Genomic DNA, 19,233 nt, shown 5'->3' with positions numbered 1-19,233 from the left:
AAAGATTCACAAACAAGCAAGAGACGGCGATTTATCGCGTCTTTGTGATCTATAATTTTCATCAAAAAATCTTATCCGAACCGTATTGAAAGCTATTCTATAGATGTAAAGATGTATTAACTCATCTATCTTTAGTTATTTTTCCCATCTATGCTGACGACACCAGAAAGCAACACCGAACCAATGTGGCTTGTGATTATCCGACTACTGCGATGGCACAAACCAGAAGGACGGTTAATCTTGATGATACCTGCTCTTTGGGCTGTGTTTTTGGCAGCTTCAGGGAAACCACCTTTACCGCTAGTTGGTGTCATTGCTTTAGGAACGATCGCCACAAGTGCAGCTGGGTGTATTGTGAATGATTTGTGGGATCGCGACATCGACCCGCAGGTAGAAAGAACTCGCTTGCGTCCTCTTGCTTCTCGTGCCCTTTCGATAAAAGTTGGTATTGCGATCGCGATCGTTGCGATGTTTTGTGCAGCAGTTCTTGCCTTTTATCTTAACCCCCTTTCTTTTTGGTTGTGTGTGGCAGCAGTACCCGTAATCCTGCTTTATCCAGGTGCGAAAAGAGTGTTTCCTGTACCGCAGTTAGTACTTTCCATCGCGTGGGGTTTTGGGGTATTAATTAGCTGGAGTGCGGTGACACAAAACCTTTCACAAGCAACTTGGTTACTTTGGGGTGCCACAGTGATGTGGACATTAGGATTTGATACAGTTTACGCAATGAGCGATCGCGAAGACGATCGGCTAATAGGTGTTAATTCTAGCGCTTTATTTTTTGGCGATCGCGCACCTCTAGCCATTGGAATTTTCTTTGCTGCAACCATCTTTTTTCTCAGTTGGCTAGGTGTTTTAATGCATCTCAAGTATGCATTTTGGATTACCCTGGCAATTGCTGCTGTTGCCTGGGTTTGGCAATATCTTCAATTAATCAAAAAAGACCTTCCTAATCATGTTTACGCTCAAATGTTTAAACAAAATGTTTGGATTGGTTTTATCATCCTTGCTGGAATGATTGCCGGGTCTTTCTAATTAGAAAGTATAAATATTTATTTACTCATCATATCATGTCCAACAAATCACATATATTGTAGAGACGTTCCGGCGGAACGTCTCTACGACGATTGCAATGTTTTTATTAATGTTCATTAAGCTGACATGACATCAGATGCGAGTGACAAACGGGAGCATCTGTTTTTTATTTCCTGAAGCCGAAAATGCAAACATTTGTCTTATTTCTAGTTGCTGCATTAGGAGAAATCTCCGGTTGTTATGCTTTTTGGGCAACTTTTAAACTGGGAAAAAGCACCTTTTTGATTATTCCCGGTATCTTAGCTCTAATTATCTTCGCTTTTACCTTAACTAAGATAGATGCTTCAAACGCTGGTAGAGTATACGCTGCTTATGGTGGTATTTACATACTCTCATCTTTGATTTGGTTGTGGTTAGTTGAAGGTGTCAAACCAGACAAGTGGGATTTACTTGGTGTGACAATTTCCTTAATAGGAACGATTGTGATTTTATTTAGTCCGCATCGCTTGTAAAAAACGATTTGCCCCGACTTGTTAGAGAAGTCAAGGATTTGATATGTCATTAAACTCTGATAAAGAAATAAATATGTCTAACGCTAGATTCAAAATTTTATCGAATTAGATAATAGTTTGTATGACAGCAAAATTGAAATACACTCAATTAGATGAAGCTTTTTCTGACAGACAGACGCAACACTTCTACACATCTAGTTAAAATCGCCATGATATTTTTATTGTCCCTTGGCAGTCTTGGTATTGTCGTGGGCAGTTTTTTACTCTGGAAAGCCTCTAACAATACAGATTATACTGAGACAATAACTAATACTACACGATATGGAGAAATTCGTCAGAAAATTTGGTCTAATAAAGAACAAATAAAACACTTTCCCCAGGAAATTCCAGAGGATGCGACAAATCTACGGCTTGCTTATTTCCCAGGCTTTTCCCAAGGTGGCAGTTATTTTCAACTGAGAATGAAACAGTCTCCAGAAAAGATCAAAAAAGTACTTTTAAAGTACAGAGAAATTGCGAAGCACAAATATAAAGGAGGTAACACAAACGATCACGCGAATTTACCCAAGGGTGTACCGACAACTTTCTTTTATACCAGTGATGTCCAAGAATCCTTTCCTACCACTTATGAGATATTGGTATTGGATGCAGAAAACAAAGGAACTCCAGGCTTCAAATGGAATCATGGAGATAGTTATGGAGTAGCGATTGATAGTTCAGCCTCAGAAATTGTTTATTGGGCTGAAGCGTGGTAAGTTGGTTGTTGGTGAATAGTTGCTCCGGATTGATGCGATCGCGCTTGGGTTTTAGAGAGGAATCTGTTGGTAGTGGTGTTTGATTAAAGTCTCACGCAAAGCCGCAGAGTCGCAAAGGAAGAGAAATTTTTGAAATAGTGAAAGCCCTTTGGGAAGTTCACTGAAGGGCTATTTACCATAATTGAAGATTTTGTACGTTATTTCACGCTACGCGTACCTTTGCCACGATTGCACTTAAAACACAGCGTTTGCAAGTTGCTAATGTGGTTAGTGCCTCCTTGAGAAAACGGTTCTTTATGATCAACTTCTAGAGTGACTTCTGGGGGAGTTTTACCACAAGAAACACATTTATGATTGTCTCTCTGGTTACTACTTAGTTAAAAGTTTGATAAATCACAGAACCGATCTACCTCAGCTTAAGAAACAAAACCTACAACGCCATCATAAATTTCCACCAATAAAGAAAAAAGTCAAAATCCGCAAATCTACCAACTTATTTATAAAGAATTTAAACTCTCATCAGAAATCTTCACACAACTCAAGCACTCTCCTCTTCTTCCTCTGCGCTCTCTGCGACTCTGCGGTTCGTTTCCTCCAAAACCCGCAAAGCTAATGCTTGAACTCGTGCGATCGCTTCTTCCCTTGTCTGCCCATAAGCCAGCACACCAGGAAAACCAATTACCTCAGCTTATTGCGTCCATTTCTATGGTGAAGTTCATAACCTCTGAAGGTATTGTAATAAAAGCGATATCTCCATAACACAAAGAATTTATATGACTTCAGTTTATCCTCACAAAAAAGCCAAAGCTCTCAAACCCTCTAGCCGTCGTCCTGCGAAAGAACTTTGTAGCGAGTGCGGACTGTGCGATACATATTATATTCATTATGTCAAGGAAGCCTGCGCTTTTATCAATCAGCAAATAGGCGAACTTGAAGAACAAACCCACGATCGCTCTCGCAATCTCGACAACCCCGATGAACTTTATTTTGGTGTTCATCAACACATGATGGCAGCCCGCAAACAGCAGCCCATCGAAGGAGCACAATGGACGGGAATTGTTAGCAGCATCGCCATTGAAATGCTGAATCGCGGCATAGTTGAAGGCGTTGTCTGCGTGCAAAACACCAAAGAAGACCGCTTTAAACCGATGCCAATCATCGCCCGAACCCCAGAAGAAATACTAGCAGCGCGAGTAAATAAACCAACACTATCACCTAACCTTTCCGTGTTGGAAGAGATAGAAAAATCGGGGATGAAGCGGCTATTAGTAATTGGTGTAGGTTGCCAAATTCAAGCATTACGAGCCGTCGAAAAACAACTTGGGTTAGAAAAACTTTATGTTTTAGGAACACCATGTGTAGATAACGTAAACCGTGCCGGACTACAAAAATTCTTAGAAACCACCAGCCGATCGCCTGAAACAGTAGTACATTACGAATTCATGCAAGACTTCCGAGTTCACTTCAAACACGAAGATGGCTCAACAGAAACCGTCCCCTTCTTTGGCTTAAAAACCAACAAACTCAAAGATGTATTTGCTCCTTCTTGCATGAGTTGCTTTGATTACGTAAATTCCCTGGCAGATTTGGTAGTCGGTTATATGGGTGCCCCCTTCGGCTGGCAGTGGATTGTAGTCAGAAATGATACAGGCAAAGAAATGCTCGACTTAGTGAAAGACCAGCTACAAACCCAGCCTGTGATGTCGCAAGGAAATCGGAAAGAAGCCGTACAACAAAGCATTCCGGCTTACGACAAAGGCGTTACCCTGCCGATGTGGGCGGCAAAATTGATGGGCATCGTAATTGAAAAAATTGGTCCCAAAGGTTTGGAATATGCGCGTTTTTCGATTGATTCTCACTTTACTCGTAATTATTTATACGTCAAGCGGAATCATCCAGAGAAGTTAGATGCACATGTTCCGGAGTTTGCTAAACGGATTGTTGGGCAGTATAAATTGCCAGAATGATATCTCACGCAAAGGCGCAAAGGCGCAAAGAAACTCTTTCCTTTGCGTCTTGGTGTGAGATTGTTATAAACCGTTTACAACTCGCGAGATACCGTCTTTGATAAGGAAAGCTCCAAAGTTGATGAGCAAACCAAGGCGCTTATTTGCAACGCGAAGGTAGGTTAACAGTTGCTTCTTATGTACCGGATGAACTGCTTCAACAGACTTGAGTTCGACAATAACCTTATTTTCAACAATTAAGTCAGCCCGGAAGCCTACCTCCAGATGTACACCTTCATAAACGACGGGTATGGGTTGGTTCGCTTCTACCCCCAATCCTCTTTTACGTAACTCGTATTCCAAAACCGCCTGATATACCGATTCCAGCAACCCCGGTCCTAAAGTCGTGTGAATCTTGTATGCAGCATCAACAATTTCTTTCGCAACCTCATTCTCCGTCATCTTTCCTCCTTTGCGGCTTTGCGGCTTTGCGTGAGCTTTTCTTCAGCTTCTCCCACCGCATCAATCGCCGCTTCTAAAGCGATCGCCACATGCGTCCAATGAGTCCCCCCTTGACAATAAACCACATACGGCTCCCGCAAAGGACCATCGGCGGAAAACTCTGAAGTACTACCCTCAATAAATGTTCCTCCAGCCATCACTACCTGGCTCTCGTACCCAGGCATTTCATCGGGAACGGGGTCAAGGTAGGAACCGATGGGAGAATGCTGTTGGATGGCTTTACAGAAGGCAATCAGCTTTTTCGCAGAACCGAGTTTAATTGATTGAATCACATCGCGACGCGGCGCAAAAGGTGCGGGATTCACCGGATAACCGAGTTTATCAAAGACATAACCAGTCAGATGAGTTCCTTTCATCGCCTCACCTACCATTTGTGGAGCGAGAAATAAGCCTTGGAAGAGGATGCGATTTTGGTCGAATGTCGCACCACCATAACTACCAATTCCCGGTGCGGTAAGGCGACATGCGGCTGCTTCTACTAAGTCGGCGCGACCGGCAATGTATCCACCTGCGTTGACAATTGTACCACCAGGATTTTTAATTAATGACCCTGCCATCAAATCAGCACCGACTGCGGTGGGTTCGCACTTTTCGACAAATTCGCCGTAGCAGTTATCGACAAAACAAATGGTGTTGGGATTTTGCTGTTTGACTATGTGGATGATTTTTTCGATCTCAGCAATTGATAAACTTGGACGCCAGGAATAGCCACAAGAACGTTGAATTAATACTAAGCGAGTATTTTTTTCTACCCCCCGGCTTAAAGCTTGCCAATCGATGGTTCCTTCAGGGGTTAGATTCAATTGTCGATAATTTATGCCAAAATCAAGAAGTGAACCTTGATTTTCACCCCGTAAACCAATGACTTCTTCGAGAGTATCGTAGGGTGTCCCCACTACAGCAAGCATTTCATCTCCAGGACGGAGGACACCATATAAAGCACAAGCGATCGCATGGGTTCCGGATACAAACTGCACCCGCACTACCGACGCCTCAGCACCCATCACCAGAGCAAAAACTTTATCTAAAGTTTCTCGTCCTAAATCATCATGACCATAACCACTTACACCAGCAAAATGGTGTGCCCCTACACGGCGATCGCGAAATGCATCCAGCACTCGTTTCAGATTATGCTTGACCTGAGTGTCAATTCCAGAAAAAATCTGTAACAGTGCCTGTTCTGCTTCAAGCAGCACATCAAAGCTGTTCATATGTTCCTCTTTCAAAAAAAATACACATAATGCGGATCTCGCGGTATCTCGCGGTTCCTAACGTTCAAAAATTCCTACTCAGGTGATTACTGCATGACAATTGCTGCCTCAACTAAACCTCAAATTAACTGGGTAAACACCCTCTTTTTCCTGGCTCTGCATATCGGAGCTTTATTTGCACTGCTTCCTAGTAACTTTAGCTGGAAAGCTGTTGGTGTCGCTGTATTTCTATACTGGGTGACTGGTGGCTTAGGTATTACTCTCGGATTTCACCGTCTTGTGACTCACCGCAGTTTTCAAACTCCCAAATGGCTAGAATATCTTCTCGTGTTTTGCGGGACACTCGCTTGTCAAGGTGGACCCATCGAGTGGATCGGTACACACAGGATACACCATTTGCACTCTGACCAAAATGCCGATCCCCATGATTCCAACAAAGGCTTTTGGTGGAGTCACATGGGTTGGCTGATTTATCACTCTCCTGCTCATGCTGAAGCTCATCGCTTTACTAAAGACCTCAACGACGACCCAGTTTATCAGTTTTTCCAAAAATATTTTATTGTCATCCAATTTGCTTTGGGTGGACTGCTTTTGTGGCTTGGTGGTTGGTCGTTTGTCGTTTGGGGAGTTTTTGCTCGTATTGTCTGGGTTTATCACTGCACTTGGTTGGTAAACAGCGCTACGCACAAATTTGGCTACCGCACGCACGATTGTGGCGATCGCTCAACTAATTGCTGGTGGGTAGCTGTTTTAGTATTTGGTGAAGGTTGGCACAATAACCACCACGCTTATCAATACTCGGCTCGTCACGGGCTGGAATGGTGGGAAATCGATTTAACATGGATGACTATTCAATTGCTGCAAGCACTCGGTCTAGCCACGAATGTAAAGCTGGCACCAGGAAAGTAGCAAGTCAGTCAAGAGTCAAAAGTCAAGAGTTTATTGACTTTTGACTCATAATAAAAGAATTTTACCAATATTTATTCGCGTAAATCCCAAAAAAAGGTACAAACGCCATTTACAAAAAAAGTAGGTTGAAAGCCTCTCCCATGACGGCAGGGGATGAAAACCACGATGCAGGCTAAGATGCTGCCTTCCAGGCTTTTATTAATTCGGGTAGTGCCAGTCTTAGCCGTTCTTGCCAGTTAGGAACGGATTTTAATTCTTGGGCTAATTCTTCTTGCATCCGCAAACACACAGGGCTACTAGTTAATGGTTTTTCTCTACTAGTTTTGTATCTGTTTTTATGGTTTTTCTGAAAAGGCATAGTTGATTGGTGTATATTCATGTATACTTGTATGACTAGCACATTTAAGGAGGTGATTACAAGTTGTACGGATGCCAACAAAATCTAATTAACCCCGGTGACAATCTCAAAGCAATTCTTGAGTTTATTTGTTCCCAGTCCCACAAGTTGACTAATTGCGGTATCTACTACGCACGTCAACTATATTTCAAGACTGGCAAGTTAATCGGTAAGTATGACCTTGAGAAGGAATATAAAACTAATAAACATTATCAAGTTCTACATTCTCAGGCAGCACAACAAATACTCAGATCGGTTGCTGAATCATTTAAGTCTTTCAAAGAGCTAGACAAGAAATACAGTAAAAGTGAATTGCATTTTAAGCCAAGGTTGCCTAATTATCGTAAAGGTGCTGGATATGCACTTGTAACGTATCCGAAGCAAGCTTTAAGGTTAGTTGGGGATAGTATCAAGATTCCTCTTGGGACAACAGTAAAACGTTGGTTTCAACTCGATAGTTTCACTATTGGGATGCCTTCTAACTTGCAGTTTGAGAATATTAAGGAGTTGCGAATACTACCACGTAATCAATGCTTTTATGCCGAGTTTGTGTACGAAAAAGAATCAACTTGCGCGAACTACGTCAATCCAAACAACGCTTTAGCAATCGACCCTGGCATCAATAACTGGTTAAGCTGTGTAACGAACGTTGGGGCTAGTTTCATTATTGATGGTCGCAAGGTTAAAAGCCTTAATCAGTGGTACAACAAGCGCGTTGCTAACCTTAAGGAGGGTAAGCCACAAGGCTATTGGGACGACCAATTAGCCAACATCACCGAAAAACGTAACCGCCAGATGAGAGACGCGGTTAATAAAGCTGCAAAGCTAGTTGTTGACCATTGCATCAAACACCAGATTGGTACAGTTGTTTTTGGATGGAATCAGGGACAGCGACAATCTTGCAGTTTGGGCAAGACAACTCAATCTTTTGTGCAAATACCAACTGCCAAGCTCAAAGAACGAATTAAGCAACTGTGTGAAGAATATCGTATTAAGTTTATTGAAACCGAGGAATCCTACACCAGCAAGGCTAGTTTTCTAGATGGCGATTTTCTACCAACCTACGGCGAAAAACCCGAAAAGTGGAAGCCATCAGGAAAACGAGTTAAACGCGGGGTGTACCGAACAGGTAATGGGAAACTCATTAACGCTGATTTGAATGGCGCTGCGAATATACTTCGCAAAGTAGAGATACAACTAGGACTCAACCTAGTCAAGGTCTGTAGGCAAGTTTTGACTCTTGCTACCAGATTTCGCATCTGGGAAACCAAAACTAAAAAGCGCAGGGAAGTGGCTTTAGCCCTTACCGTAGCAACAGTTTAGAATCCCCGCGCTTTTAAGTCGGGGAGAGGTCAATGGTGCGCTATGCTCAGTTAGGTTGCTATAATCCAAAGCGCTAACGTTACGTTAGTAAATTTTGCATCAGTCTATAGAGACATGAAAACTCGCGTCTCTTAATCGGTAGTGAGGTTTGTTGTCTATCAGGTATTCATGACTACATCAACAATCAGCGGCAAACAAGAAGCTCGTGACTTTGGTAATTCTGACCTGAAGCTTAAAGATATTATCAAAACCCTGCCACGAGAATGTTTTGTGCAGGATCGTCGCAAAGCTTGGACAACAGCAATAATCAGTGTCTTGATGGTAAGCCTTGCCTACTTAAGCCTGATATATTCTCCTTGGTTTCTCTTACCCGTAGCGTGGCTTTTCACTGGAACCGCGTTAACGGGTTTTTTTGTGATCGGACATGATTGTGGTCATCGTTCATTTGCCAAACGTCGTTGGGTGAATGATGTGGTAGGGCATTTATTTATGATGCCGTTGATTTATCCGTTCCACAGTTGGCGGATAAAGCATAATTATCATCATGCTCATACCAATAAGCTAGACGAAGACAATGCTTGGCATCCCATCAGACCAGAAGTGTTTGAAGGTTGGGATCAAGTCAAGCAGTCTGCCTTTAAAGTATTCATCACTAAACGCTTGTGGTGGGTAGGTTCAGTTGGACATTGGGCAGTTGTACACTTTGATTGGCGGAAGTTCCAAACTAAAGATCGTTCTGGTGTTAAACTTTCTGTGGCTGTGGTAGCTATTTTTGCTGCGATCGCTTTCCCAACTCTGATAGCGACAAGCGGTATTTGGGGTTTTGTCAAATTTTGGCTAATACCCTGGCTGGTCTACCATTTCTGGATGAGCACTTTCACTATTGTTCACCATACCGCTTCAGATGTTCCTTTCTTGGAAGCTTCTAAGTGGAATGCTGGAATAGCGCAGTTATTTGGCTCAATTCACTGCGACTACCCACTCTGGGTAGAATTCCTTTGCCACGATATTAATGTTCACGTCCCCCATCACATTTCTACTGCTATTCCCTCTTATAATTTGCGGATGGCTTATCGCAGTATTCAAGAAAATTGGGGCACGTATTTACATAATGAATGTCGGTTTTCTTGGTCTTTAATGAAGCAAATTACAGACCAATGTCAACTTTACACAACCGATAGTGGCTATCAGTCTTTAAACGACTATTACGCAGGACGATAAAAAAGCTTGAAGTGCCAAGTATAAAGTGTGAAACTAAGTTTATATTTTCATGCTTTATTCTTTATGCTTTAAAATAAATTCTGGCAATCATCCATCTACGCAAAGTGTTAGAAATATAGCGGTTCTCAGTTGCATGAAGTACACTTATTGGCATCTCACTCCCATCCCCTCTGGAGAACTCACGGAGATGGGAGATAAAGCACAGCTTTATCGGGGTGAGCTAATCGCTATACTTCACTCAACAACAGAAGCCCTATATTGCCAGATAAATTCTTCCTGCAAACAAACAAAAATTGAAACATACCTCAAACAGTGCGTTACAGAGGTTAAATTTCATGCTTTCAAAAAATGTCCGGTTCATTTCCTACAACAGAATCAAGTGCAATTAGATACCATTAAATTAGATAATCCTCAGAACTCAGAATCATTAGAGGATACAACCAACCTGCCCTTCACCCTTGGTGATTTGAAAGCTGCAATACCTGCTGAATGTTTTCAGCCTAATGTTGGCAAATCACTATATTATTTTTTTCAAGACATCTTGATTATTGCTCTGCTTTATGCAGTAGCTCATTACCTCGACTCTTGGTATTTCTTTCCGATTTTCTGGGTAATGCAAGGAACGATGTTTTGGGCTTTGTTTGTAGTTGGACATGATTGCGGACACCAATCTTTTTCTAAAAAGAAATGGTTGAATGATTTAATTGGTCATCTTTCGCACACACCGATACTCGTTCCTTATCATGGTTGGAGAATTAGCCATAGAACTCACCACTTAAATACTGGCAGTCTCGAAAATGATGAAAGCTGGTATCCTGTGAGTCAATCGCACTACAACCAGATGGATTGGTTGCAAAAAATAGGTCGATATTATGTGTTTTTATTGGCTTATCCAGTGTATCTATTTAAGCGGAGTCCTAATAAAGAAGGCTCCCACTTTCACCCCAACAGCCCAATTTTTAAACCTTCAGAAAAATGGGATGTCATCACCAGTAGTATCTGGTTAATTTGCATGGTGAGTTTATTAGCTTTAGGAACTTACCAATGGGGTTGGATGTGGTTGTTAAAATACTATGCTGTACCCTATCTTGTGTTTATCATGTGGCTTGACTTGGTGACATTTTTACACCATACTGAAGCAGATGTTCCCTGGTATCGTGGGGAGAATTGGACTTTTTTGAAAGGTGCTATTTCTACCGTCGATCGCGATTATGGTTTTATTAACCATATCCATCATGATATCGGTACTCATGTAGCTCACCACATTTTCTTGAATATGCCTCACTACAATTTGAAAAAAGCTACTGAGGCTATTAAACCAATTTTGGGTGACTACTACCGCAAAACTGAAGAGCCAATTTGGGTTTCATTATGGCAATCATCTATTAGTTGTCATTTTGTCCCGGATACTGGAGATAAGGTTTACTACACTTCTGATAAGAAATTAGCGAAAAGCTAATTCGATGCACGGATTTTGAACCGCAGATAAACGCCGATATTTGTCTGTTTTATCTGCGTATATTATAAAGTAGGGTGCGTTACACTTCGTTAACGCACTTTACTTTTAACTTTTATTATCTACATTTACATCTAATATCATGTCCGTTTAATTAACAGTAACAAAAACGTCGCAACCGTCCTAGAGACGTTCCATCGGAAGGTCTCTACATTATGTGTAATTTTTCGGACATGATATAACGTATATGAAATTAATTCTCAACCAATCTTCACTCTCGAAAGTTAAGTCAGAATATCAAAAACTGCTTAACGACTTGCAAAAAAAAGTAGAAAATCACTTTGGTGTTGACCTGTGTACTTATTATCTTTTGGGTAGTGTTGGACGTGGGGAAGACCGTCCAGGAATTTCAGATATGGATACAGTAGTTATTCTCCGACGTGATATTACTGATGACGATGAAGTATGGGAAAAAGAAATCAAAAACGAATTTGAACCACAATATCCTAAACTTGAGCGTCTTGACCTAAGTTGTATGGAAGAAAAAGAATTTGATGACCCAAAAGCAGAACGATTGAGATTTATTTTCAAAACCGATAGTGTATTGATTTGCGGTGAAGATATTACAGCCAAATTTTCATCATATCCACCGGGATTGGAATTAGCAAAACTTTTGAATGGTAACTACCACGAAGCATTAGAGGAGTTACAAAAAGATATTATAGAACCAGATGAAGATGACCGAAATAATCCTAAATATGTGATGGAATACGTGCGGTGGATATCAAAAAAAGTGTTGCGTTTGTGTTTGGGTATTGTCATGGTAGATGAGCCATTCTACACCAGAAATATCCAGGAAATGACGCAAAAGTTTTCGGAATATTATCCGTATTATCACCCGCAAGCAGAAACAGCTTTACGTCAATATGTGGAACCAACTAATAATGTAGGCGAAGCACTTGATTTTATTAACGAAATGAGGGCAACTATATATAAGCTTGCGGATGAACAGTTAGGATAAAAGCCAATTATACATATTGTAGAAAGTAGAAAGCCCGTCAACGGAAGTGAAAACTTTTTTGCCAAACTCAAGCAGTATCGAGCGATGCCTACGGCGGGCTACGCCTACGCAACTCGCGATCGATAAACGGGCGACCAACTTTCTCGGTGCAATTTATCTAGCTGCTTCTGTCATTTGGCTCAATTGATGACACGCCCTAATGCCTACGAACTGGTAAAGTCAAATATATGTGGAGGCGTTGCTATGACCCAAACCTTATCTAAACTTGTAACCTATGAAGAATTTATCGAGTGGCTCCCCGACGGTAAGCGCTACGAGCTACATGATGGAGTGATTGTTGAAATGTCGCAGCCAACGGGGAAGCACGAGAAGGTCACAAGTTTTTTAACGTTAGAGCTAGCTGTGCAAGTTAGAAGTATGCTCGTTCCCTATTTACTTCCCAAAACTGCATTAGTTAAACCTCCTCAAAGAGATTCGGGGTACTTCCCAGATATTCTGCTGGTAAATTCTGATAATCTCCACAATGAACCGCTATGGGAAAAAGAGTCAACTGTTACTCAAGGAGCGTCAATCCCTTTATTAATTGAAGTTGTCTCAACAAACTGGCGCGATGACTACCACAAAAAATTTGCCGATTATGAAGAGATGGGCATTCCCGAATATTGGATAGCTGACTATGCGGCGTTGGGCGGACGTGATTTTCTCGGCAATCCCAAACAACCTGCTCTTTTTGTATGCGAACTTGTGGATGAGGAATATGTAAGAACATTGTTTCGGGGCAACACACCAGTCGTTTCTCCAACCTTTCCTCAACTGAACCTTACCGCACAGCAAATTTTTGATGCGGCTTTGTGAATTTACTTTTAACTTAGTTAGGATAAAAGCCAATTATACATATTAGACATCTCCAGAAAAGACGTAAAGACGTAGCAGTGCTACGTCTCTACAAGGGTTTCGGGCAACGCATAGTTCATTTTTGGAGATGTCTATTGTAGAGACGTTCCGGCGGAACGTCTTTACGAGGGTTGAGGCGTTTTTATTAGTTTTAAAACCGCCCATTGCCTTGCACAATATGTTTAACAGTCGTCAAAGTTTCTAAACTAATTAAACCGCGTCGATGACCTTTTTGATTAGACATTCCTAAAAATACTGAGTCTCCCCGCGAGGGGTTGCGAGAAAAGCGGGGAGAAGCGTTAATGTAGGTTGAAGCGCTGTTAACTCCTAAGGCAAATTGGCGACTTTCCTGATATGATTCGGTGACAATGCAATCAGCGTGACCGCTACTGTATTGATTAATCCAGGCGATCGCTACTTCTAAACTATCCACCAATTTAAATGCCACTGTCTTAGTTAAATAAGCACTTCCCCATTCAGTATCTTTAACTAGCTGCAATTGCGGAAAGGCTTCTACTAGTTCCGCATCTGCTTTAATTTCAAAGCCTTTTTCTTTCAAGCTATTCCACAAAACTGCTAAAGATGACGGTAAAGCTTGGCGATGAATTAATACCTTTTCTATGGCGTTTACGGGGTCTGGTTCGCTTTGATAGCTGTCTAAAATAACTCCACGCACCATTTCCAAACTACCATTCAGCGACCAGTAAAGGTAACAGTTGCCCATTCCCGATTTTAACACAGGAACGGTTGACTGTCGCACTACTTGTTGTACTAAGCTAGAACGTCCGTAGGGAATCACTAAATTTAGGTATTGGTCTTGGCTGACTAAATCCCGAATTGAAGCCCCATGTTCTGCGCTGACTAATTCTAAACAGCCTGATGGTAAACCAACTTCGGCGATCGCACTTTGCAAGGCGTTAGCGATCGCCGCGTTAGAATGACTAGCTTCAGCCCCCCCTTTGAGAATGATACTATTGCCTGTTTTGATGCATAAACCCGCTGCGATCGCTCCTAAATCGGGAAATGCCTCATAAATAAATGCAATCACTCCCAAAGGCATTAACTGCGAGTAAGTTTGCGAATCTTCTAGTTGATAGTCAGCGTTTCTCACACGTCGCAGCGGATCTGGTAATTCCCCCAACCTTTGCAAAATCTCCACTGTCGCTTCTAAGCGTTTCGGAGTTAGCTTCAGCCAGTCCAAAATCAACTCAGGCACCGCCATTTCCCGACTTGCTTCTAGATCCAAGGTATTTGCCTCTAGAATGTCATCAAACGAGCTTAAAAGCGCCTCTGCCATCGCCAACACAGCACGACTGCGCTCGGCTCCCCTGGTGGTGCCTAATTTCAGGGAAGCTAGATAAGCGCGAAGGGCGCTTTTCATGGGTTCGGGGCGATCGTCAAAAACTTCAACTGTCACCATTGTTAACGTCTGTAGGTTAGCCAGACCATCAGTGCGGGTAAGATAGCCAAAAGCACCGCCACCATTGCCCAAGCAATAATGCTGGAACCATTTGCTAATTTTAGTGCTAATGGTAGCCATATAATCACTAGCACGAAAATGATACTTAGCGCTATGGGCAGATAACTTTCTCCAAACCGAGGATGCACAACATGCCAACTAGAACCTGTCCAGCGCCAAGCTCGCTTGTAGGGATAGGTGGTGGAAAGTTGCTCTAGCACAATACCATTATCTTGCACTACAAAGATTTGCTGACAGCGATCGCAACCAAAGGCATCTGTTAACGTAATCGGAATTAAGCGTCCCCGACGACGACAGGGACACGGATATTCATTGTTAAAGTCTATTTTTTCGCCTTTTTGGGATTGCACAACCGGCTTAATAACTTGAGCGTGTTTATCAAAATATACGAGAATAATTTTCCCTATGACAAATGCCAGAGGGGGTAGCTATTCTTGTAACAACTTTTTATATCAATAGCGTAGGTAGAGAAAACCTGCCACAATTTATCTTAATTGATTTGCCTATTCATGAATCGGACGTTTGACCGGAGGATATCACAGCAGCAATGTTTAAGAAATTCTTTCATTTGTGGCTTTCAAAGTAATTTAGTTGCCTTTTTCCGACATTTTTTTATTGTATAGGAATATCTGGTGCTGTAATGCGATCGCCAAAACTTTGTTCAGGCAACTCAATTGTGGTAGGTGTGAGCAATATTTTGCACTCTTTAACAATTTAATTTCACTTTCCTCATCTTTAATTAAGTCTAGTACACCCTACACAAAACATGTTATCTATGCTAAATTTTTACTCTTCAGCAAAATCGATCTGCTAAACGGTCTAACCCAGATACCCAAGAAACCTCTTTGAAAATCAATTATGCGTTGCCCGAACCCCAACAGACGTAGCACAGAATAGACATCTCCGAAAATTAAATATGCGTTATCCAAACCCCAAGAGACGCGAAATACGAAGTCTCTACATTGTTTTCCAACAGATGTCTAATCGTCTCTACATTTTTTTCCAACAGATACCCAAGCTAAAGTTATCTCGCTCAGTGCAGATATAAATAACACCGCAGACATCAAAAATTTGCCATCATATCATGGAAGCGCAAATCACACATACTAGACATCGAAAGTGAAAAAGGGCGTTGCTGAATGTTAATATGAAATGCCTCATTTTTTGTAGAGACGTTTCGCACTTTACGTCTCTACAATATGTGTGATTTCCCAAACATGATATAAAATGTCATCCCAATTTTGTCTTGAAAACTTCACACACATTCTGCAACAATATCTCGCGCACCGAATCTAAATTATTTGGTGTTGTTCTTGAGAAAATCGTAGCCTTTTTTTATAAGTATATTCCCAATAATTTCCGGGTGTTCGGTATAACCTGTATTCGGTAGCCCGATAATAACACCGTGCCCTGGTGGTCGATTCGGGTCAGGGAAAAAGCGTGACCATGCCTCAAATACGCGCATCTGCTTGAGATTCCATTCGACATCAGTGTTAAAATTATCTATTGTGCGCTCCATGCCGACTGAAGATTCTTGATTGAAGTCTTGGCGATCGCTTAAAGGAACTGCAAACAGTGGCTGTGCATCCACAACTTCTGGTTGAGAACCCAGATTATAAGACTTATCCCAAGCGTCTTTGACTGACAAAACTTATTTGTTTAGGGTGACTTCAAACTTAGTCAGATTATCACCAATTTCTTCAACATTCCAATCTAAACCAAATGCTTCGGTGATGATTTCTTGGACTCTCTGCTTTTGTCCTGGCATTACCATTTCCAGAAAAAACCCTTCAAACTTAGGACTTAAGTCCTAAGGATTGTTCAGGCGATCGCTAATATACATAAAGTTCACCTCTACTTGTGTAAATGTTGCAATTATTAATTATTTTTAAAGATTAACAATCAAATCAAAGTTTATTGGTAATATTTCTAAGTTACATTTTACTTAATTAGGATAAAGATGAAAATTAGCGCACGTAATGCTATCAAAGGTACTGTGAAAAAAATTGAACCAGGCTCTATTAACACTGAAGTAGTATTAGAAATAGCACCTGGAGTAGAAATAACAGCAATAATTACAAAACATTCAGCAGAGACGCTCTTGCTTGCAGAAGGCAAAGAAGCTTATGTAGTAATTAAATCAACCGATGTAATGATAGCTGTTGAATAAATATCAAGGGACTTGCAAGTCCCTTGATAGCGGTATAGCAGTTATCACTTCGATGAAAGACAAAGCTCTATTTTTCTGCCAATATTTAAATTATTAATTATTAAAAACTCAAAGAAATTAATGGTTCTTCAGTCCTTAGCGATCGCAATATCGCTGGACTTAATCAGCGCATATGCTTCTGTTCCCTCATATAGTTCTAAATCATCTACTGATACTGTAGTAATAACCGATGTTAACTCAAGTTCGTGAATTACTTTTATCGTCACTTGACTGTTAACTTCTCCGCGAATAACTTCTTTCACCACACCTTTAAGAATATTCCGAGAGCTAACTTTTAAAGGTTTCTTTTGAGTACTAATTTCTATGTGTGCAGTATCAGCATTGTTCTTCTGTCTTTGCTTGGTTGGTAGTTGTCCTGCCGGTGGAGAGGAAAGCGTATTTAAACTCCGCACTAGTTCCCGCAAAATCTCCGTCTTAGTGCGCTGAGACTGCTGACAGAAGTTTTCGAGAATTTTCCGTTCCTCGTCAGATGTTTGAAAAGTGATCCATCCTTGTTCTTTTCTTGGCATAGGTCTACCAATTTTATTGGTAATTTTGAAATTGTGCTGGTAAGATACCACATTGAAATGGTAACATCTAAGCAACCGTCGTAGAGACCTTCCACATGCTTCGTCTTGACAATATGTGTGATAAGCCTGTCATGAGATAATTTGAAAAATACCTGAAATCATACATATCATGTCCGGGATATTACATATGATGTATAAATGTAGCACATGCAACGTCTCTACAAGGATTTCGGATTTTTTTATTAATGTCAATTAAACGGACATAATTAATGTCATTTAATCAACCGTCGTAGAGACGTTCCACATGCTTCGTCTTTACAACATGTGTGATTTGCAGGACGTGAGATAATTTGAAAAATACCTGAAATCAGATATACAATTTTGTATAATTAATCTCATTTAATCAACCGTCGTAGAGACGTTCCACATGCTTCGTCTTTACTATTTTTTTACCTGTCTTTCTAGAAACCACGCAAACGCGGCTAATCCTAATAATAATGGTGTCAACCAATCACCCCAACGTACATAAAAAGTCTGCGTTTTTCGGCGATAAATTGTTTCCCCATGAGTTTCGTAGGTATTATGTCCAGATATCCACAAAGTTCTGCCGTGAGGATCAACAAAAGCTGAATATCCCGTATTAGTTGCCCGCACTCCCCATCTATCAGTTTCAATTGCCCGCATGATATCTTGGGCATGGTGTTGAGCAGGCATGGCAGCGCTGTAATGGGCATCGTTAGAAGGACTAAGTATAAATTGTCCACCTGCGGCAGCTTGACGGCGGAATTGCTCAGAAAAAGCAGATTCGTAACAAATACCGACAATAACACGACCAAAAGGTGTGTTAAACACTTGATTTGGTGAGCCGGAAACTTGGTGTTCATCCAAAGGTGATAACCGCTGAATAATACCGCCTAAAATTTCCTCAAAGGGAACATATTCGCCAATAGGAACTAACTTTGCTTTATCGTAACGGCTGAAAATTTCTCCGTTACCAGTAAAGGTAAATAAACTATTTGTATAACTGCGTCCTCGTTCTCCAAAAGCCCCAATCCAAGCAACTACGCCTTTTTTTCGTATTGCTGAGATAAGGGAAGTTTCCTTTAAGTCACGCTGGAAAAAAGGTAAGGCTCCTTCTGGAGTTAAAACTGCATTTATACCTTGATTTGCTAATGTTAAATATCCAGTGGTGTAACCTTCGATCGCTCGACGAAAACCTTCTGGGTAAAGTTTGATTTCGTTGGGGACATTCCCCTGAATAATTCCTACTTTTAAGGCGGTTTCTGGTGGTTGCGCGAGGGGACGGCTGTATAAACTAAAGCCGATGAGGTGCAAAATAAGACAAAAGGCAAAAGGCAAAAAGTAAAAGCTTACATTTTTAGTTTTTCCTTGTATCCACGCTTCTGCAACCAAACCATTCACGGCGACAATGGAGAAAGTCACCGCACTTGAGCCTGAGAGTTGACCTAAATGTAAAATTACCAGATTATACGGACTTTGAGTGTAAGAAAGAGAACTCCACCACAAAGCGCCATTACTCCAAAGTGCTTCTAACCCACACCAAAGGGCTGTACCAATGAGAACACGAGTAAAACTAGGGAGTAGGGAGTAGGGAGTGGGGAGTGGGGAGTTTTGTGTTTTTGTGGTAATTACTTTCATGGCGATCGCCCAAATAGCGACTAATGCGGCGCCCCACAAAGTAATAAATGTCCAACAAAATAGGGCTATTCCCAAACTCGCTAACCAAGGAACCCCCATCCAAGTCATCGGATGAATTCCAGTAATCCAGTATAGGGCAAGACCGTGATAACCTAT

Annotated in this window: 20 protein-coding genes and 1 pseudogene; 11 read left to right on the top strand and 10 right to left on the bottom strand. The window is 41.4% G+C overall.

The window, feature by feature from the left end:
- Positions 1-150 precede the first annotated feature (150 nt).
- From OGM63_RS14415 to OGM63_RS14405, 3 genes are all read left to right on the top strand, one after another.
- Positions 151-1,032, top strand: a complete 882-nt coding sequence (locus tag OGM63_RS14415; protein WP_263746271.1) for a 4-hydroxybenzoate solanesyltransferase — start codon at positions 151-153, stop codon at positions 1,030-1,032.
- 185 nt (positions 1,033-1,217) lie between these two features.
- Positions 1,218-1,544 carry a YnfA family protein gene (locus OGM63_RS14410; protein WP_263746270.1) on the top strand — a complete coding sequence of 109 codons (327 nt, stop codon included), beginning with the start codon at positions 1,218-1,220 and terminating at the stop codon, positions 1,542-1,544.
- 152 nt (positions 1,545-1,696) lie between these two features.
- Entirely contained in the window at positions 1,697-2,299 is a 603-nt protein-coding gene (locus OGM63_RS14405; protein WP_263746269.1) for a hypothetical protein, read from the top strand.
- Positions 2,300-2,496: 197 nt separating this feature from the next.
- Here OGM63_RS14405 and OGM63_RS14400 read toward each other — a convergent pair.
- Positions 2,497-2,634, bottom strand: a pseudogene (locus tag OGM63_RS14400) (HNH endonuclease); the annotation flags it as partial.
- Between the two features lie 203 nt (positions 2,635-2,837).
- Complete coding sequence (locus OGM63_RS14395; RefSeq protein WP_263746268.1) at positions 2,838-2,963, bottom strand: hypothetical protein; 126 nt, start codon at positions 2,961-2,963, stop codon at positions 2,838-2,840.
- 109 nt (positions 2,964-3,072) lie between these two features.
- On the opposite strand from OGM63_RS14395, the gene OGM63_RS14390 reads away from it, so the two are divergent.
- Positions 3,073-4,266 (top strand): Coenzyme F420 hydrogenase/dehydrogenase, beta subunit C-terminal domain, encoded by a 1,194-nt coding sequence (locus OGM63_RS14390; protein WP_263746267.1) that lies wholly within the window; start codon positions 3,073-3,075, stop codon positions 4,264-4,266.
- Positions 4,267-4,329: 63 nt separating this feature from the next.
- On the opposite strand, the gene OGM63_RS14385 is transcribed toward OGM63_RS14390, so the two are convergent.
- Together OGM63_RS14385 and OGM63_RS14380 are read right to left on the bottom strand one after the other, a co-directional pair.
- Positions 4,330-4,707: a GxxExxY protein gene (locus OGM63_RS14385; protein ID WP_263746266.1), complete on the bottom strand. Its 378-nt coding sequence runs from the start codon at positions 4,705-4,707 to the stop codon at positions 4,330-4,332.
- Complete coding sequence (locus tag OGM63_RS14380) at positions 4,704-5,978, bottom strand: methionine gamma-lyase family protein (protein WP_263746265.1); 1,275 nt, start codon at positions 5,976-5,978, stop codon at positions 4,704-4,706. Before OGM63_RS14380 ends, OGM63_RS14385 begins: the two co-directional genes overlap by 4 nt.
- A gap of 93 nt (positions 5,979-6,071) precedes the next feature.
- On the opposite strand from OGM63_RS14380, the gene OGM63_RS14375 reads away from it, so the two are divergent.
- The gene (locus OGM63_RS14375) at positions 6,072-6,887 is read left to right on the top strand and encodes an acyl-CoA desaturase (RefSeq protein WP_263746264.1); all 816 of its coding nucleotides are present in this window, start codon (positions 6,072-6,074) and stop codon (positions 6,885-6,887) included.
- A gap of 172 nt (positions 6,888-7,059) precedes the next feature.
- Here OGM63_RS14375 and OGM63_RS14370 read toward each other — a convergent pair whose 3' ends face one another.
- The gene (locus tag OGM63_RS14370) at positions 7,060-7,266 is read right to left on the bottom strand and encodes a hypothetical protein (protein WP_263746263.1); all 207 of its coding nucleotides are present in this window, start codon (positions 7,264-7,266) and stop codon (positions 7,060-7,062) included.
- 42 nt (positions 7,267-7,308) lie between these two features.
- On the opposite strand from OGM63_RS14370, the gene OGM63_RS14365 reads away from it, so the two are divergent.
- From OGM63_RS14365 to OGM63_RS14345, 5 genes are all read left to right on the top strand, one after another.
- Positions 7,309-8,607 carry an RNA-guided endonuclease InsQ/TnpB family protein gene (locus OGM63_RS14365; RefSeq protein ID WP_263746262.1) on the top strand — a complete coding sequence of 433 codons (1,299 nt, stop codon included), beginning with the start codon at positions 7,309-7,311 and terminating at the stop codon, positions 8,605-8,607.
- Positions 8,608-8,775: 168 nt separating this feature from the next.
- A complete protein-coding gene (locus OGM63_RS14360) occupies positions 8,776-9,828 on the top strand; it encodes a fatty acid desaturase (RefSeq protein ID WP_263746261.1) in 1,053 nt (350 codons plus the stop codon).
- A gap of 379 nt (positions 9,829-10,207) precedes the next feature.
- Positions 10,208-11,287 carry a fatty acid desaturase gene (locus tag OGM63_RS14355; RefSeq protein ID WP_263746286.1) on the top strand — a complete coding sequence of 360 codons (1,080 nt, stop codon included), beginning with the start codon at positions 10,208-10,210 and terminating at the stop codon, positions 11,285-11,287.
- Between the two features lie 244 nt (positions 11,288-11,531).
- Positions 11,532-12,305 carry a nucleotidyltransferase domain-containing protein gene (locus OGM63_RS14350; RefSeq protein ID WP_263746260.1) on the top strand — a complete coding sequence of 258 codons (774 nt, stop codon included), beginning with the start codon at positions 11,532-11,534 and terminating at the stop codon, positions 12,303-12,305.
- A 243-nt stretch (positions 12,306-12,548) separates the two neighbouring features.
- Positions 12,549-13,160, top strand: coding sequence for a Uma2 family endonuclease (locus OGM63_RS14345; protein ID WP_263746259.1), 612 nt, complete (start codon positions 12,549-12,551; stop codon positions 13,158-13,160).
- Between the two features lie 190 nt (positions 13,161-13,350).
- On the opposite strand, the gene OGM63_RS14340 is transcribed toward OGM63_RS14345, so the two are convergent.
- The 3 genes from OGM63_RS14340 to OGM63_RS14330 form a co-directional block, all read right to left on the bottom strand.
- The gene (locus OGM63_RS14340) at positions 13,351-14,616 is read right to left on the bottom strand and encodes a glutamate-5-semialdehyde dehydrogenase (RefSeq protein ID WP_375340487.1); all 1,266 of its coding nucleotides are present in this window, start codon (positions 14,614-14,616) and stop codon (positions 13,351-13,353) included.
- 5 nt (positions 14,617-14,621) lie between these two features.
- Complete coding sequence (locus tag OGM63_RS14335; protein WP_029632494.1) at positions 14,622-15,029, bottom strand: hypothetical protein; 408 nt, start codon at positions 15,027-15,029, stop codon at positions 14,622-14,624.
- Positions 15,030-15,976: 947 nt separating this feature from the next.
- Positions 15,977-16,327 (bottom strand): hypothetical protein, encoded by a 351-nt coding sequence (locus OGM63_RS14330; protein ID WP_263746258.1) that lies wholly within the window; start codon positions 16,325-16,327, stop codon positions 15,977-15,979.
- Positions 16,328-16,639: 312 nt separating this feature from the next.
- On the opposite strand from OGM63_RS14330, the gene OGM63_RS14325 reads away from it, so the two are divergent.
- A complete protein-coding gene (locus tag OGM63_RS14325) occupies positions 16,640-16,849 on the top strand; it encodes a TOBE domain-containing protein (RefSeq protein ID WP_263746257.1) in 210 nt (69 codons plus the stop codon).
- Between the two features lie 128 nt (positions 16,850-16,977).
- Here OGM63_RS14325 and OGM63_RS14320 read toward each other — a convergent pair whose 3' ends face one another.
- Together OGM63_RS14320 and lnt are read right to left on the bottom strand one after the other, a co-directional pair.
- On the bottom strand, positions 16,978-17,418 hold the full coding sequence (locus tag OGM63_RS14320) for a TOBE domain-containing protein (RefSeq protein ID WP_263746256.1): 441 nt from the start codon (positions 17,416-17,418) through the stop codon (positions 16,978-16,980).
- Positions 17,419-17,859: 441 nt separating this feature from the next.
- A partial coding sequence (gene lnt, locus OGM63_RS14315; protein ID WP_263746255.1) for an apolipoprotein N-acyltransferase occupies positions 17,860-19,233 on the bottom strand: 1,374 nt, incomplete at its 5' end.

It is taken from the genome of Plectonema radiosum NIES-515 (assembly GCF_025753815.1).
Classification (GTDB): domain Bacteria; phylum Cyanobacteriota; class Cyanobacteriia; order Cyanobacteriales; family Nostocaceae; genus Hassallia; species Hassallia radiosum_A.
Note: the sequence above shows the minus strand (reverse complement) of the source record. Positions and strands in the feature narration are given on the sequence as shown.